The organism is Pandoraea sp., from assembly GCF_041919235.1.
GTDB lineage: Bacteria > Pseudomonadota > Gammaproteobacteria > Burkholderiales > Burkholderiaceae > Pandoraea.
In genome coordinates, this window is the sequence record NZ_JAYRUC010000004.1 from 213,519 (window position 1) to 230,284 (window position 16,766).

At 65.1% G+C, this 16,766-nt stretch carries 10 protein-coding genes; 4 read left to right on the top strand and 6 right to left on the bottom strand.

Going from position 1 to position 16,766, the window contains the following annotated elements; all coding sequences use genetic code 11:
• Positions 1–69: 69 nt before the first annotated feature.
• Positions 70–1,377 carry an MFS transporter gene (locus ACE3UG_RS04925; RefSeq protein ID WP_374620419.1) on the bottom strand — a complete coding sequence of 436 codons (1,308 nt, stop codon included), beginning with the start codon at positions 1,375–1,377 and terminating at the stop codon, positions 70–72.
• 226 nt (positions 1,378–1,603) lie between these two features.
• Complete coding sequence (psrA, locus tag ACE3UG_RS04930) at positions 1,604–2,701, bottom strand: iron-containing alcohol dehydrogenase PsrA (protein ID WP_374620422.1); 1,098 nt, start codon at positions 2,699–2,701, stop codon at positions 1,604–1,606.
• 149 nt (positions 2,702–2,850) lie between these two features.
• On the opposite strand from psrA, the gene ACE3UG_RS04935 reads away from it, so the two are divergent.
• Complete coding sequence (locus tag ACE3UG_RS04935; RefSeq protein ID WP_374620424.1) at positions 2,851–3,714, top strand: LysR substrate-binding domain-containing protein; 864 nt, start codon at positions 2,851–2,853, stop codon at positions 3,712–3,714.
• A gap of 57 nt (positions 3,715–3,771) precedes the next feature.
• Here ACE3UG_RS04935 and ACE3UG_RS04940 read toward each other — a convergent pair whose 3' ends face one another.
• Positions 3,772–4,623 (bottom strand): undecaprenyl-diphosphate phosphatase, encoded by an 852-nt coding sequence (locus ACE3UG_RS04940; protein WP_374620426.1) that lies wholly within the window; start codon positions 4,621–4,623, stop codon positions 3,772–3,774.
• 592 nt (positions 4,624–5,215) lie between these two features.
• Positions 5,216–11,152: an excinuclease ABC subunit UvrA gene (gene uvrA / locus ACE3UG_RS04945; protein ID WP_374620430.1), complete on the bottom strand. Its 5,937-nt coding sequence runs from the start codon at positions 11,150–11,152 to the stop codon at positions 5,216–5,218.
• A gap of 357 nt (positions 11,153–11,509) precedes the next feature.
• Here uvrA and ACE3UG_RS04950 point away from each other — a divergent pair, with 357 nt between their 5' ends.
• Positions 11,510–13,162, top strand: coding sequence for an SH3 domain-containing protein (locus ACE3UG_RS04950; protein WP_374620433.1), 1,653 nt, complete (start codon positions 11,510–11,512; stop codon positions 13,160–13,162).
• A gap of 206 nt (positions 13,163–13,368) precedes the next feature.
• Here ACE3UG_RS04950 and ACE3UG_RS04955 read toward each other — a convergent pair whose 3' ends face one another.
• Together ACE3UG_RS04955 and ACE3UG_RS04960 are read right to left on the bottom strand one after the other, a co-directional pair.
• Complete coding sequence (locus ACE3UG_RS04955; protein WP_374620435.1) at positions 13,369–13,722, bottom strand: RidA family protein; 354 nt, start codon at positions 13,720–13,722, stop codon at positions 13,369–13,371.
• Positions 13,723–13,873: 151 nt separating this feature from the next.
• Positions 13,874–14,440, bottom strand: a complete 567-nt coding sequence (locus tag ACE3UG_RS04960) for a TetR/AcrR family transcriptional regulator (RefSeq protein WP_374620436.1) — start codon at positions 14,438–14,440, stop codon at positions 13,874–13,876.
• 251 nt (positions 14,441–14,691) lie between these two features.
• Here ACE3UG_RS04960 and ACE3UG_RS04965 point away from each other — a divergent pair, with 251 nt between their 5' ends.
• Positions 14,692–15,984 (top strand): NAD(P)/FAD-dependent oxidoreductase, encoded by a 1,293-nt coding sequence (locus ACE3UG_RS04965; protein WP_374620437.1) that lies wholly within the window; start codon positions 14,692–14,694, stop codon positions 15,982–15,984.
• A 164-nt stretch (positions 15,985–16,148) separates the two neighbouring features.
• Positions 16,149–16,484: a DUF3331 domain-containing protein gene (locus tag ACE3UG_RS04970; protein ID WP_374620438.1), complete on the top strand. Its 336-nt coding sequence runs from the start codon at positions 16,149–16,151 to the stop codon at positions 16,482–16,484.
• Positions 16,485–16,766 lie beyond the last annotated feature (282 nt).

Consider the following 16,766-nt stretch of genomic DNA (forward strand, 5'->3'; position numbering starts at 1 on the left):
GAGCGATCCGCCGGCCTGCCGAGGTCCCGACGCACGGGACACCCCACACTCCCACTCCGCTTCGCGCCCTCAATAAGTTCGCTTCATCGCTGCCGCACATGCAGCGGACAGGCATCCCACCGTCAGCACATACGCCGCGATCCACCATGGCTTGTGGCCGCCGTATTCGAGCAGCGTCGCGGCCACCAACGGCGTGATGGAGCTCGAAACGATTCCCGAGACCTGATACACGACTGAAATGCCCGTGTAGCGCACGCGCGTATCGAACAGTTCGCAGAACATCGACGCCTCGGGGCCGTAGACGAACGCATACACAACCCCCAGCGGCAGAATCACCGCGAGCGACACCCACCAGACACTCGTCGAGAAGTGCATCACAGCCAGCGCCGGTATCGACGACACACCGCAAGCGAGCGCCCCCCAGCCGAACACGCGGCGGCGCCCCACGCGATCCGAGAGCTTCGACGCATACGGAATCGTGACGATCAACACCAATGCAGCGAGCGTGATCGCCAGCAGAATCGGCGTCTTCGGAAAGTGCAGCGTGCCGACGAGGTATGAGATCGCGAACACCGCATAGACGTTGAACACCACGCCGTCGATGTAACGCGCGCCCCAGCCCAGCAGCACATTGCGCCGGTAATCGCGCGCAATCTCCGAGAGCGGCACATGGGCGACGTGCTGACTATCCTTGATGCGAGCGAACTCCGGTGTCTCGAGCACGCGCAGCCGGATGAACATGCCGACGGCGACCAGCACCAGGCTGAGCATGAACGCGAGACGCCACCCCCACGCCATGAACTGCGCGTCGGTCAGCGTGGAGGAGAGCAGTGCGACGACCCCGGTGGACAGACACAGTCCCACGGCGAGCCCGATCTGCGGATACGCGGCAAATTGCCCGCGCTTGTCGCGCGGTGCGTACTCGAATGCCATGAGGACCGCACCGCCCCATTCGCCCCCAAGCCCGATGCCTTGCAACAGCCGCAGGAACAGCAGCATCAGCGGTGCGGCCATGCCGATGCTGTCGTAGGTCGGCACCAGTCCGATCAGGAACGTCGACACGCCCATGATGGTGAGTGTGACGATGAGCAATGGCTTGCGTCCGAGTCGGTCGCCGAAGTGGCCGAAGAGGATGCCGCCAAGCGGACGCGTGGCAAAGCCGACAGCGTAGACGGTATAAGCGAGTGCGGTGGCAACGAAGGCGTCGCCGCTGGGGAAGAAGAGTTTGTTGAAGACGAGTCCTGTGAGCGTACCGTACAGGAAAAAGTCATACCATTCGACGGTCGTGCCGATCAGGCTGGCCAGCGCGACCGTGCGCACCGCTTTTTCGGCGGAGACGGCATCGCTGCCGCCAACGCCCGAGAGAACTTGTTCCATTGCGCCTCCTGTTGATGCGCCGCGCCACGGCGGCGCGCAGCGACGCGCCGGTCTGCGCCGGGCGTCTATCTCCTGAGTGTCTCGATGCCGCGCGTCCTGTCACGCGACTATTTTTTTGATGATGCGGGTTGCAGCAACTGCGGGTAAGACTCGGAAACACGCACATACACGCACACGCACGCACACACACGCTCGATCGTGCGCGCGAGTGGCGGTGGCCCCTCGATCAGGCCACGGCGCCAATGAAGTTGCGTCCACGCGGGCCGTCGAGGGCGCCGGCGATCATCGCGCTGGCTTCGGGCTCGGTCACCCCGTACGCCGAGAATTCGGTCGCCACGCCCAGACCGTTAAGGAACGCCGTGAGCTTGTCCGGCGCGCCGACAATATCGCCATCGAACACCTGCGCGAGCACGGCGTCGCGATCGGCGCGGCGGCCGATGGCCAAGCGCATCACAGCGGGCAACGTGAACGAGCACGCGATCCCGTGCGGCAGCCCATGGCGAATCGTCATGTCGTATGAGATCGAATGCGCCAGCGCCGTCTTCGTGTTCGAGAACGCCATGCCCGCTTGCAGCGCGGCAAGCGCCGCCTGACTGCGCAGCGCCGGGTCGTCCAGCGATGTCATGAGCAACGGAAGCACGCGCATCATGTCGCGTGCCGCGGTCACGGCGAAGGTGTCGGAAATCGGATTCGCATTGACGTTCCAGATCGCCTCCAGCGCGTGCGAGAGGGCGTCGAGACCGCTTTGCAGCGTGATGGCGCGCGGCAGCGAGTGGGTCAGGCGCGGATCGACGATCGCCGCCTCCGGCCAGGTCTCGGGCAGATGCAGCGAGTACTTCTTGCGCTTCACATGACGGTCCCACAGCGTGGCCCATGGCGTGACTTCGCTGCCGGTGCCTGCCGTCGTGGGCACGGTGATAAGACGCTTGGTCCGCGTTGGCCGGAAGAGACCCCCTGCGTCGAGGGCATCGACGAGGGTGGCGAAGCGATCGTCGTCGCCCGCAACCATCAACAGCTTGGCCGTGTCGAGCGCGCTGCCGCCACCCAGCGCCACGATCACTTCGCACGGGCCATACCGCCGCCAGAAGTCGCCGTAGATCGGAGCGAGTTCGCGAACATCCGGATTCGGACTGACCCGATCGATCACCCCGGCGAGGCGTTGTCCGAGCAGCGCTTCGATCTGCCCCGTCATGCCGAGCGCCCGCGCTTCGGGCATGGTCACGAGCACCGCGCGACGGTCGCCGACCAGCGCGGGCAGATGCGAGAGGGCGCCGGCACCGAAGTGTACGTCGACCGGATTGTGAAAACGCGAACGTGCAGTCATGGTGAGGACGGTGTCGCCGCGCCTGCTGGCGTTGCGATCGATGGATGAAGATTGAGCTGGATTATGGTGAGCATCGTCCTATACTTCCAATTCACATTTTTTCGTCAATGTATTGATAAAACCTATACCTCGTCACAGGAGTGTCATCGATGCGGATTACCCAATTGCGCTCGTTCCACGCGGTGGCGCATCACGGCAGCGTGACACGCGCCGCGCAGGCGCTGCATGTGAGCCAGCCCACGATGACCACGCAGATTCGCGCGCTCGAGGAGACCTATGGCGTTGAGCTTTTCTACCGGCATGGTCGAGGCCTGACGCTCACGCCGACAGGGAAATCGCTGTATGCCGTGAGTCTGCGCATCTTCTCCGACGAGGCCGAGGCGCTCGGCCTGCTCAAGGAGCATGGCGGGCTGCGCACGGGCGAGTTGCGTCTTGGCGCGGTGGGACCGCATCACGCGATGGAGATCGTGGCGGCGTTCCAGCCGCGTTACCCAGGCATTCGCATCTCGATGCGGCCGGGCAATTCGGAAGAGATGATCGAGAGCCTGCTGGCCTATCGCACGGACGTGGCCGTGCTGGCCCGCTATCACGACGACACGCGCCTGCACGCCGTGCCCTATCGTACGCATCCCGTCGTGCTGCTGGTGCCGCGTGCGCACCCGTTCGCGCGGCGTCGCAGCGTAAAGCTCGCGGCGCTGGCCAACGAGCCGATACTCATGCGCGAGCCGGGTTCGACCACGCGTCACGCACTCGAAGCCGCGTTGCACGCGGCCGGGGTAACGCCGAACGTGACGATGGAAATCGGCAGCCGCGAAGCGATTCGCGAAGCCGTCATTCTGGGGTTGGGAATTGCAGCAGTGTCGGCGCGTGAGCACACGCCCGACGCACGGCTGGCGACGGTCTCGATCAGCGACGCGCGGGTGGAAACCACGACCGCCGTCGTGTGCCTGGAAGCGCGGCGCGAGTCGCGGGCGATTGCCGCTTTTCTGGACGTCGTCGCACGAATGGTGTGACGCGTCGGGGACATGACGAGGGCCGCGCCTGAGCGGCGGCCCTCCGACGTGACCGTCTTACATGAACTGGCTCGACGCCAACACGACGCCCGACGCCACGAGGCAGTAGATGCCGAACAGATACCAACGGCCATGTTCGAGCCAGCGCGACAACCAGCGCAGCGCAACCAGCCCGGCGAGGAAGCTGAATACCATGCCGACGAGGCTCGGCGTGAGCACCGTCATGAACTGACCCGATAGCGTTTGCGCGCCCCCCGACTTGTACAGGCGGTAAGCCTCCTTGGCGATCACTGGCGGGGTGAGTACCACGGCCAGCGCGAAGCTGAATTCTTCGACGCGGACTTTATCGAGCCCGCGCAGCATGCCGGTGGAGATGGTCGAGCCCGAGCGCGAGAAGCCACGGAAGGGCAGACACAGACCCTGTACGGCACCGATCCATGCGGAGTCGCCGCCGCGCATCGGGCGATCGCCCATGGGCGGGCGCTTGCTGCCCGAGATCAGAATCAGGATGCCCGCCATCGCGAGGCCCGCCGAGATGATGTACAAATTGCCGAACAGATGTTCGATCTCGGCATGCGCGGAGCCACGCATCAGGACCTTTTCGATGAACAGCATCAGCGCGACGCCGATCACGCCCGTGAAAGCCGTCGCGATGACGACTTGCTTGGCGTTATGAACGAAATCGTACTTCGACGAGAAGTAGCGCTCGCGCCACGACTTCCAGAAATAGACGATGACGGCGAGCATCGTGCCGGTGTGCAGCATGACGAGCAACAACGTCATGGCGGGCGCCGACGGATCGAGCCCCATCAGCTTCTCGGCCATGATGACGTGTGCCGAACTCGACACGGGGAGCAATTCCGCCACGCCCTGCACAATCGCGAGCACCAGCACTTGCAGATAATCCATGCGCAATCCTTGTGAAATGGGCGAAGACGTTACGCCGCATGTATGACATTTTCATGACCATCATGCTCGCGGTGCCGGTCGCCTGCCCTCAACCGGCTGCCGCGCATGATACTCCGTCAGAATGGACAAGCAATGGGGCGTGAAGGAATCGCGTCCATCCGACGGGCATCCGCAGTCATCCATGGTCGGGGCACCGAGACTTGCCCACAGGAAATCCACAGCTTAATCACCGCAAAAGGCCAGGATATCCACAGGTCACCCACAGGTCATCCACCGGCTTTTGCCGGGTTATCCACCGGATATTCACGGCTTATTCACGACTTACCCCCCGCCGATCCACAGGGTTGCCCACAGCGTTATCGACAGACTTGTCCACACCCTGCGCACGCGTGCCGCCCTGCACTGAAGTCATCATGGAAAGCTGTTGTGAGTACCCACTTAGCCTGTATGCGGCCTGGACCAGCCCAAGCTGAAAGGAGCGAGCCATGCGGGCGATCTCGGCGTCCCGATAAAAAACGGGACACCCGAGGGTGTCCCGCGCCTTGCCCCGCGAACGGTGCGACCCCGTGGCCGGGGGTTCAACGTCGACGGGCTACTTCGCCGTGGCGGCTTCGGCTGGCTTCGCTGCGACCGATCCCGAACCCACCGTCGAAGTCGATGCCAGCACCGGCTTGAGCGCAATGCCGGTGTGGCTCGCGGCAACCTTCGTGAGCGCGTCCGGAGAGGTAGCGGCAACGACTGTCCCGCCCGCCTTGCCGCCTTCCGGGCCCATGTCGACGATCCAGTCGGCTTCGGCAATCACATCGAGGTTGTGTTCGATGACGACTACGGTATGCCCGCCATTCACCAGCCGGTGCAACACATTGATCAGTCGCGCCACATCCGCCATGTGAAGACCGACCGTAGGCTCGTCGAGCACATACAGCGTGTGCGGCGACTTCTGACCTCGGCGCGTGATGTCGTCACGTACTTTGGTCAACTCCGTCACGAGTTTGATGCGCTGCGCCTCGCCCCCCGACAACGTCGGCGACGGCTGTCCCAGCGTGAGATAACCGAGGCCAACGTCCTGCATCAATTGCAGCGGATGCGCAATGCTCGGCATCGACCCAAAGAACTCGACGGCTTCGTCCACTTCCATCGTCAACACGTCGCCGATGCTCTTGCCGCGCCACGTAACCGCCAACGTCTCGGCATTGAACCGCTGACCATGGCAGACGTCGCACAGGACCTTCACGTCGGCGAGGAAGCTCATGCCGATGGTGCGCACGCCTTGCCCTTCGCACGCAGGGCAGCGGCCTTCACCCGTGTTGAACGAGAAACGCGACGGCGCATAGCCGCGCGCGCGCGCTTCGAGCGTGTCGGCAAACAGGCGTCGAATCGTGTCCCAGAAGCCGATGTATGTGGCCGGGCACGAGCGGGGGGTCTTGCCGATGGGCGTCTGATCGACTTCGAGAACACGATCGATCGTCTCCCAACCGGTCACCGACGCGCAGCCGTGCCACGCGTGCACTACGGCCCGGCGCGGCGCGGCGAGCGCTGCCGACTTCGCACGCGGCTTGCCGTCCGCCTTCACGGCGTGACGCACCGTGTCCTTGCGCGCGCGGCGCTCGGCCGGCGACGACATCACGGAGCGCCCCACGGCATCGAGCAGGTTTGTCATCAGCACATCGCGTGCGAGCGTCGATTTGCCCGAGCCCGAGACGCCGGTAATTGCCGTGAGCCGCGACAATGGCAACGACACCGTTGCGTTCTTCAGGTTGTGGAGCGTCGCGCCATGCACCGTCAGCCAATTCGGCGGCACCGCTTCGACCCCCTTGGCCGACGCGACGACCGCGCGGCGCGGTTGAATCGGATGCTGCAACGGATGCGCGAGGAACTTGCCGGTCAACGACTCGGGATGCGCCGCCAGATCGGCCACGCTGCCCTGCGCGACGAGCGTGCCGCCGCGCTTGCCCGCGCCGGGGCCGATATCGATGATGTGATCGGCGCGACGAATCGTGTCCTCGTCATGCTCGACCACGACGAGCGTGTTGCCCTGGTCGCCCAATTTGCGCAGCGCACCGAGCAGAATGCCGTTGTCGCGCGGGTGCAAGCCGATGGTCGGCTCATCGAGCACATAGCAAACGCCCTGCAGATTGCTGCCGAGCTGCGCGGCCAGACGAATTCGCTGCGACTCGCCGCCCGAGAGCGTCGGTGCCGCGCGATCGAGCGCGAGGTAGCCAAGCCCGACTTCCTCCAGGAACGCCAGACGCCCCTGAATCTCGCTGATCAGATCTCGCGCGATGCTCGCATCGCGACCGTGCAGCGCGAGCCCCTGAATCCACTCGCGCACATCGGTCACGGTCCACTGCGCGACGCTGGAAATCGCCTGCGCGTCGAAGGTCACGGCGCGCGCGACCGCATTGAGCCGCGCACCGTGACAATCCGGACAGGGCTGATCGCCCACGCCTTCCGGCTCCTGTTCCTGCGACGGCAGCGAGTGCTCGCGCCCCCGGTTGTCCTGGTTGAGCACGGTGTCGTCAAACGCTTCACGCTGCTCGCGTGTGAGCGCGACCCCTGTGCCTACGCACGTCGAGCACCAGCCATGCTTGCTATTGAAAGAGAACATGCGCGGGTCGAGATCCGGATAACTCGTGCCGCACACCGGGCACGCGCGCTTGACCGAGAACACCTCGATCTCGCCGACCCCTTCGCCCGGTTGTTCGTTATCCATGGTGTCGCCGAGACCGTCGAGCGGCGCGAGCAGATGCATCACGCCCTTGCCCAATTCGAGCGCCGCCGCCAGCAGCGTGCGCAGCAAGCCTTCGTTCTCGGGCGTAATCACCACGTCGCCCACCGGCAGTTCGATGGTGTGCTCACGGAAACGGTCGAGCTTGGGCCACGGGTCGACCGGCAGGAAAACGCCATCGACGCGCAGATGCGAATGCCCGCGCGCCTTGGCCCATTTCGCCAGATCGGTATAGATCCCCTTGCGGCCCACCACCAGCGGCGCGAGCAGACCGACATGCTGGCCGCGACGATCGCGCATCAACTGCGCGACGATGGAATCCGGACTTTGCGCCATGACGGGCGCGCCGTCATGAATGCAATGCTGAATGCCAAGCTTGACGTACAGCAGCCGCAGGAAGTGCCAGACTTCGGTCGTGGTCGCAACGGTACTCTTGCGCCCGCCGCGCGACAGACGCTGCTCGATGGCAACCGTTGGCGGAATGCCATACACGGCGTCCACCTCCGGACGCCCCGCCGGTTGCACGATGGACCGGGCATAGGCGTTGAGCGATTCGAGATAACGGCGCTGTCCCTCGTTGAAGAGAATGTCGAACGCCAGCGTCGACTTGCCCGATCCCGAGACGCCCGTAATCACGCTGAACTTGCCGCGCGGAATGGCGACGTCGAGCGACTTCAGATTGTGCTCGCGGGCATTGACGATGCGAATTTCATCGCCACCGGCGGGCGTGCGTCGCGCGCGCGCTGCGCGCAACGCCGTTTGCAATGGCACCCCCGGATCGCTGCCGGGCGTGCCCATCGCCACGGCTCGCGTGGGCGCGACCACGTTGCGCTCGTAGTCGGCCAGAGCGCGTCCGGTGTGCGATGCCTCGCACGCCACCACCTGCGCGAGCGTACCCGAACACAGCACTTCACCGCCGCCCTCGCCCCCTTCCGGTCCCAGATCGATGATCCAGTCAGCCGCGCGCACCACGTCGAGATTGTGCTCGATGACGAGCAACGAATTGCCACCGTCGAGCAACTTGCCGAACGCACGCATGAGCTTGGCAATGTCGTCAAAGTGGAGCCCGGTCGTCGGTTCGTCGAAAATGAAGAGCCGGCCGCGATGTGCGACCTTCTGCCCGCTCGCCGTCTTCTTCTGCGCCGCGTCCGCGAGGAACCCTGCGAGCTTCAGACGCTGGGCTTCGCCGCCCGAGAGCGTTGGCACCGGCTGACCGAGCTTCACGTATTCGAGACCGACATCCACGATCGGCTGCAATACGCGCAGCACATCGCGATCCGACGAGAACAGCCTGACCGCCTCGTTGACGGTCAGATCGAGCACGTCCGACACGCTCAACTCGCGCATCGCCTCGCCCGGCACGGCGCGATGAATCTTCACGTCGAGCACTTCGGCGCGGTAGCGCTTGCCGTCGCAGTCGGGGCAGCGCAGATATACATCGCTCAGGAACTGCATCTCCACGTGTTCGAAGCCCGAGCCGCCGCACGTCGGACAGCGTCCGTTGCCCGAGTTGAAACTGAACGTACTCGCGGTGTAGCCGCGTTGCAGCGCCAACGGCTCGCCCGCAAACAATTTGCGGATCTCGTCGAACGCACCGACGTAGCTCGCAGGGTTCGAGCGCGCCGTCTTGCCGATAGGCGACTGGTCGACGAAGACCACGCCTGACAGTTGCTCTGCGCCGATGAGTTCGTCATGGGCGCCGGGCGCTTCGGTCGGGTCGCCAAAGTGCCGCGCCAGTGCCGGATTGAGAACGTCCTGAACCAGCGTGGACTTGCCGGACCCGGATACACCGGTCACGCACACGAGCCGGCCGAGCGGAATCTCGACGCTGACGTGCTTGAGGTTATGTTCGCGGGCGCCAGCCAACGTCAGACGCGGCGTAGCGGCATCGACCGGACGCGCGCGCCAGTTCGACGCGTTCGCCACATGCTTGCGCCCGCCGAGATAGCTGCCGGTCAGCGTGTCGGCATGTCGCACTTCCTCGGGCGTGCCGTCGAAGACGATCTGGCCGCCGCGCTCGCCCGGCCCCGGGCCCATGTCGATCACACGATCGGCCGCGAGCATGACGGCCGGATCGTGTTCGACCACCACCAGCGTGTTGCCCGCGTCGCGCAGACGGTGCATCGCCGCGACGATTCGGTCCATGTCGCGCGGATGCAGACCGATGCTCGGCTCGTCGAGCACGAAGAGCGTGTTCACGAGCGAGGTGCCCAGCGCGGTCGTCAGATTGATACGCTGGACTTCGCCGCCCGAGAGCGTACGGCTCTGACGGTCGAGCGTGAGGTAGCCGATGCCGACGTCACACAAATACTTCAGGCGCGTGCAGACTTCTTCCTGCAACAGCTTGAGGGCGTCGTCGAGCAGGCTTGACGGCAAGGTGAGCGAATCGAAGAACTGACGCACGCGCGAGATCGGCATGAGCATCAGGTCGTGCATGGTGAGGCCGGGCAGCGCTTCGAGCTGATCGCGCGACCACGCCACACCGCGCGGCATGAAGCGCTGGGCGGGGGGCAGGACCGCGTCGGCGTTCTCCTTGGAGCCGAGTCGCCACAGCAGGCCCTCCGTCTTGAGACGCGCACCGCCGCAGGTCTCGCACGTGGTATAGCTGCGGTACTTGGAGAGCAGCACGCGGATGTGCATCTTGTACGCCTTCGACTCCAGATAGCCGAAGAAGCGGCGAATGCCGTACCACTGTTTGTTCCACTCGCCTTTCCAGTCAGGATCGCCTTCGATGACCCACTCGCGATGTTCAGGCGAGAGCTTCGACCAGGGCGTGTCGCGCGGAATACCCGCCTTGCCCGCGTATTCGAGCAGATCGTCCTGAATCTCTTTCCACGCCGGCGTCTGGATGGTCTTGATCGCCCCGCCGCGCAGCGTCTTACGCTCATCCGGGATCACCAGACCGAGGTCGACGCCGATCACGCGTCCGAAACCGCGGCAGGCTTCGCACGCGCCGTAGGCCGAATTGAACGAGAAGAGCGCCGGTTGCGGATCGGCGTAATGCAGATCGCTGTCAGGGCAATGCAGATCCTGCGAATAGCGCCAGATGTCGGGCTCGCCGGCGTCGGCCAGCACGTAGACGTTCACCCGTGAGCGTCCGCGCTTGAGCGACGACTCGATGGCTTCCATCGCGCGCGCCTTCTCGGTGTTCTGCAAACGGAACCGATCGGCAACGACGTCGAGCACCTTGCGGGTGCCGTCTGCCGACGTGACTTCGCGCTCGGCCTGAACGCGCGTGTAGCCGGATGCCGAGAGCCATTGCTCGACCTCGTCGGGCGTGACGCTGGCGGGCAATTCGACCGGGAACGTCACGACCAGACGCGGATCGTCTTGCGCGGTCCGCGCCATCAAGTCGGCATAGATCGTCTCGGGGGTGTCGTGGCGCACCGGCTGTGCCGTGGTGCGATCGAACAGCGCCGCCGCGCGCGCGAACAACAGCTTGAGGTGGTCGTTAAGCTCGGTCATCGTGCCGACCGTCGAGCGCGAGCTGCGCACGGGGTTGGTCTGATCGATGGCGATGGCCGGCGGCACCCCTTCCACGTGGTCGACCTGCGGACGATCCATGCGATCGAGGAACTGTCGGGCGTAGGCGCTGAATGTTTCGACGTAGCGGCGCTGGCCTTCTGCGAACAGTGTGTCGAAGACCAGGCTCGACTTGCCGGAACCGGACGGACCGGTCACAACGGTCATCTCACCGATCTGGAGATCGACGTCGAGGTTCTTGAGGTTGTGCTGGCGAGCGCCACGAATGCGAATGGCGTGGCTGGCCGACGGGTCGGGTTTCGAGGATGACTTATCCACTTGGTCTCAGGGCCGCTTGATTGAGGATGAACCGCGTGACGATTAACCGCGTGACGTTTGATAGCGCGCGAGCGCGCCTCGGGGAACCTACTGTATCAGGCCGTTACGACAGCCGCTGGCAGCATCGGCGCGACGCTCGGCACGTCGCAATTGTACTGTATGTTTGTACAGCATTCACCGATTCCCACGTTGCCAGTGTTGCTACCCGTGCAGGGTGTGCGCGTTCGCACGGCATGCCCCCGGTCGACCGTTACGTCGCGTCAATGCGCGGCAAGGCGCTCGCTGGGTTTGGACGCCGGGAATCGTGCGCGTGTCGATGGAGTAGCATGGCGGCTTCAGGGTTCACTATCGCTCAACATGGGTGCAAATCTCGCGGCGCGCAACGTCATTCTGCCCGCCACCTCGAACGTCGCGCGGCGCAACGCTTCGGGTGGCTCACGCCGCCGCGTCGTCTGGCTCGCGCGGGTCCTGCCGCTCGCGGTGCTCGCGGGCTGCGCAGGCGCGCCGCAGGAACCCACGGCATCGGCGCCGCCGGTCACGGTGACCGCCCAGCGCTTCAACGTCGATCGCTTCCCCATCGAGCATTACGATCAGGACGTCGATCACTGGATTCGGCCGGATGCACCCGGCTACGATCAGCCGTTGCTCTCGGCGCAGGAGCAAACCCACCGCTTCGAGGCGTTTCGAGCGCGCTACTTCGGCACCGCGCCACGCGATCCGTCGCCGTGGAACGGCGTATGGCTATCGACGTCGCTCCTCAATGCGGCCAGCGCGCAGCAAATCGCCGATTCGCAAGGTCGGCGCGTGCGTGCTTTCGATAATGGCGCGCCAGGCGTGCGCAAGACCTACGGAGAGAACTTCCAGCCGCACACGACGGCGTGGATCCGCGCCATCGAAGCCAACATGGCGCTGGCACAACTCGACGCAGACCACGCCGACTGGCCGTACGATCCGCGCCGACGCGGCATCACCGTCGACAACGCGCTGGTCCGGCAGCTCCCGACCAACGATCCGGCGTTCTACAATTTTCGTCAGGCGGGCGAGGGCTATCCGTTCGATGCCTTGCAAGACTCCGCGCTTCGCCCCGGCACGCCGGTATACACCCTCGCCCGCAGCGCCGATGGCGCGTGGCTGCTCGTCTATTCGCCCGATCTGATCGGTTGGGTGGACGCGCGCACGGTGGCCTCGGTCGACGACCATTTCGTTGCGACGTGGCGCGACGCGGCGCAGCACAGCCTCGGCGCCATCGTGCATGCCGACACGGCGCTGGCCGATACGTCACACGGCACGGCGGCCCTCGCCGCGCCGCTCTACAGAACGTTCGCGCCGATCGGGACGGTGTTGCCGAGGATTCGGTTGCCGGACGGACGTCAGGCAGCGATGTTTCCCGTGGCCGACGTTCAGCGGCGAGCCCAGATCCGCACGGCAGCGCTCGACGCGTCGAGCCTCGTGCCGATGCCATGGACGCTCACACCGCGTCACATGGCGCAGGTGATGAAGCAGCAGATCGGGCGTCCGTATGGCTGGGGCAACACGCTGTTCTACAACGATTGCTCGGCCGAGACGCGCAGTCTCTTCGCCCCGTTCGGCGTGTGGCTGCCACGGCATTCGTCGGATCAGTTGCGCGCCGGAAAGCGCACCGATCTGCGCGCTGCCGATATCGACACACGACTGCGCACGCTGGCTGAACGCGGCCGCCCGCTGATGACGTTGATTCACATCAACGGTCACATCATGTTGTATCTGGGCAATGCGCAGCGCGACGGCGAAAGCGTGCCGATGACCTATCAGAACGTGTGGGGCTTGTCGCCGGCGGACAACAGCCGTCGCAACGTGATCGGTGGTTCGGTGATCCTGCCGCTGCTCAAAACGTATCCGGAAGACCCTGAGGCGCGCTCGCTCGCGGGCAAGCCACTGTTCGAGATCAGTGTGATCGGCAGCGAGACGCCGGCCAACCGGGACGCCGCGCGCGCACCGGGTGTCGATGCGCCGGAAGAAATGCCGCAATGAGCGCGCGGCCGCCGCTCGGAAGCGCCGGGCGCTGAGCGGCCCGCCGCCCTCGCGCCCTCGCTGTACTCGCCGTACTCGCCATCCTCGCCATCCTCGCCATCCTCGCGGTGCGAATGCGCGGCGTCGCGCTGGGGCGAGGCGCGTTCCCCGCGACCGGACTCACGCGCCATGCCTTCGGCAGTGAGTCCAGGGTCACGCCGCAGCGCTTAGACCAGCGCGGTGACTGCGATTTCGACTTCGAGACCGGCGCGCATGAGCGGCGATTGCACGCACGCCCGCGTCGGCGCGTGACCTTCGGGCACCCAGGCGTCCCACACGGCGTTGAATTCGGCGAAGTGTTTGGCATCGGACAGCCAGATGTTGGCCGTGAGCAGACGCGTCCTGTCGACACCCGCTTGTGCGAGCAGCGAATCGATACGCGTGAGAATCTCGGTGGTCTGCTGCGTGACCGACACGTTGGCCGTGTCCGGAACCTGACCGGCCAGATACACGACGCCATTGGCGATCACGATCTGGCTCATGCGAGCGTTGGTGTGCAGACGTTTGATTTCGTTCGACATAGGGGGGCACCGTCAAAATTGCGGGCCGGGAGTCGGCCCGGGTGCCGCCATCTTATACGACGCTCGGGCGCCGCCTTCATCGGCGGGTCACGACCGGATCTACCGGGTCGCTACCGGGTCGCTACCGGATCACTGCCGGATCATTGTCGGATCACTGCCGGATCAGGGCCATTGCACAATCGAGCACGGTGCGTTTGAGATCGGCCATGCCTTCGGGTGGCAGGAACGGCCCCATCATGTGGCGATACGACACCGTCTTGCTGATGGCCGACGTGAGCATGAAGAACATGACGTCGGCGTCTTGCACGGGACGCTGGTTCGCCTGGAGCCAATCGGCCACGAGGGGCACCATGGCATCGCGATACGGACGTACCAGTCGCTGCGTGATGATATCCAGTCGCTCGCCTTCTTCGGTTGCGGCGGTCGAGAAGAACATGCCGACGTCCGGATTCTCGAACACCATTTCCACGAATGTCCGTACCGCCTGTTCGATACGCTCGCCGGGTTCGAGCGGCGCGTGCTGGAGCGCGAGCGTCTGCTCGATGAGCCCGCGCGTGAGCGTCGCGATCTGATCGACCACCGCGACCCACAGCGCCTCCTTCGAGCCGAAGTGGTGCGAGATCAGGGCCGCGTCGACCCCGGACGCCTCCGCGATTTGCCGCACGCTGCTCGCATAGAAACCTCGCTGCGCGAAGATGCGACGAGCGTTGAGCAACAACGCGTCGGCACCATGCGCGCAGTCGCACGTGGGGCGCCCACGCGGGCGTTTGCGGGGAGTATCGGCTGGCAAAACAACTTTGTCTGGAGTCATCGAGATGGGTGGATGGAATTCGCAACAGCAATGCGCCAAGTCTACCCGACCCCAACGCACCTGCCTGCCCAGACATTTGCCATTTGACATGCCGAGGCCACGCTCGCTATTATGCGCTTATTCATCACCTGTTGAATTTGACGTCACTCCCCCCCAAAATGTCTCGCGCGAACCGAATCGTGATTGTCGGTGGCGGTATTGCCGGCCTGAAGCTGGCGACTCGTCTGGGCCGCACGCTTGGCCGTGCGGGCGCGGCGCGCGTGACCCTTGTCGACAGTCATCCGTCTCATCTTTGGAAGCCGATGCTGCCCACGGTGGCGGCCGGCACGCGTGACGGCACGCCCACACGGGTGACGTATCTTGCCCATGCGTGCCGCAACGGCTTCGAGTATCAGGCGGGCCGCATGTGCGGGCTGGACCGCGCACGCCGGGAGATTGTGCTGGGGGAGATGGAAGCGCCTGACGGCTCGCGTCTGCTGGGCGAGCGTCGCGTACCTTATGGCGCGCTCGTGCTCGCGCTCGGTTCACAGGCCGACGATGCGTGTCTACCCGGCGTGCGCGACGTGTGTCATTTCATCGACAGCGAGCCACAGGCGGAGGCGTTCAACGCGGCAATGCGCGGCGAGGCACTACGCAGTGTCGTGAACGACGATGCGTTGCGTGTCGTGATTGTCGGTGGCGGCACCACGGGCGTGGAACTTGCCGCCGAGTTGAGCCGCACGTTTGCGTTGGCCGCCGGTTATGGCGATCCGAAGATTTGCGAGCGTCTGAAGCTCACGCTCGTCGAGCGCGGCCCGCGTGTGCTCGGCGCGTTTCCGTCCGACGTGTCGGCATCGACGCAGGCGCAGCTTGAGCGCCTGGGCTTTCGCGTGCTGACGGACACGCGCATCGTGTGCGCCGACCGCGACGGCTTTTATCGTGACGACGGACAGTTGATTCCGGGCGATCTTCTGGTGTGGGCGGCGGGCGTGAAGGCGCCTGACTTCCTGCAGGGCATCGGCGGACTGGCGACCAACGGCGCCAATCAAATCGTGGTGCGTGCGACGTTACAGACGGCGCAAGACGAGCGAATCTTTGCGCTGGGCGACTGCGCGTCGATGACGCCTGCTCAGGGTGGGCGCCCGTTGCCGCCGACGGCTCAGGTGGCGACGCAACAGGCGGCGCATCTGGGTCGCCATCTCGGCGCGTGGCTCGAGGGCCGGGCCATCCCGCCGTTCGTCTATCGCGATCCTGGCGCGCGGGTATCGCTGTCCGGCTACAACGCGTTTGGCGCGCTCGGACGATTCGGTTTTTTCAAAGGTGGCATCGTGCGCGGACAGTTTGCGCAGTGGAGCCACGCCATGTTGTACCGTCGTCATCAGCACGCGCTGCACGGGTTTGCCCGCGCGACCGTGCTGTTGGGCGCGGAGAAACTCGGCGGCCTTCGCGGGCCGCGCACCTGGCTGGCCTGACCATGCGAAGCGACCAAACTCATTGTCCGAAGCGAAGCGGCGGCGTCTGCACCCTCGGGACTGCCCCGACCTCCCGTGCCTCGCGCACGTCACGCGCCGCCCGTGGCGCCCAGACCGCCAAGGGCGCTCAGGGCGCTCCAGGCGTTTGGCAACACACCGTTGCAATGCTCGATGCTGCGCCCGTCGTGCGCGCGCCGGTCATCCCCTACACGCGACGAGCGCCCATCGTCCGGGTGTTGGAGATCTCCAGCGAGCTCACGATTACGGTGTCGTGGAACGACGCCATGGGCGGCAACTACGGTGCACAAATCTGGCGCGTCCGCCGGGCGAATCATCCGGGCGTTTGCGCGTTGACGGGCGAGTCGATCGACGTTGGCGACTTCGTCTACCGGCCGCTGTCCGGCGATGTACCGCCGCTCAACGCCGATGCGATGATCTCGGCCCAATGCATTCGCGCGATGCGCGAATCCGGTAGCCGCGAACTCGAACCGGCGCTGTAAGACGGCGGATACCGACACGCGCGCACCGCTGCCACTGGAGAGAAATTCAACGGCAGCGGTGCGTTCGTCAGGCACCGTGTGCATACGCGTCACAGCGCCAAATCCCGAATCGTCCAAATCGGCCGAATCGTCCTCCCCCATCCCCCGACTCGACGGTTGTCCGGCGCCTATCCGCGCTAAGCGGCTTATCGCGAGGCAAGCCTGAAACGCCGCAGCTCTCACGCAGCGCGTCGAGCGTAGGCGCGACTTCCCGGAGCGCACTCAGGCGCACGCCTCATCGGA

Excerpts from the sequence above, each read along its gene's own strand:
- ACE3UG_RS04925 (WP_374620419.1), bottom strand. The coding sequence starts at position 1,377 with ATGGAACAAGTTCTCTCGGGCGTTGGCGGCAGCGATGCCGTCTCCGCC.
- psrA (WP_374620422.1), bottom strand. The coding sequence starts at position 2,701 with ATGACTGCACGTTCGCGTTTTCACAATCCGGTCGACGTACACTTCGGT.
- ACE3UG_RS04935 (WP_374620424.1), top strand. The coding sequence starts at position 2,851 with ATGCGGATTACCCAATTGCGCTCGTTCCACGCGGTGGCGCATCACGGC.
- ACE3UG_RS04940 (WP_374620426.1), bottom strand. The coding sequence starts at position 4,623 with ATGGATTATCTGCAAGTGCTGGTGCTCGCGATTGTGCAGGGCGTGGCG.
- ACE3UG_RS04950 (WP_374620433.1), top strand. The coding sequence starts at position 11,510 with ATGGGTGCAAATCTCGCGGCGCGCAACGTCATTCTGCCCGCCACCTCG.
- ACE3UG_RS04955 (WP_374620435.1), bottom strand. The coding sequence starts at position 13,722 with ATGTCGAACGAAATCAAACGTCTGCACACCAACGCTCGCATGAGCCAG.
- ACE3UG_RS04965 (WP_374620437.1), top strand. The coding sequence starts at position 14,692 with ATGTCTCGCGCGAACCGAATCGTGATTGTCGGTGGCGGTATTGCCGGC.
- ACE3UG_RS04970 (WP_374620438.1), top strand. The coding sequence starts at position 16,149 with ATGCTCGATGCTGCGCCCGTCGTGCGCGCGCCGGTCATCCCCTACACG.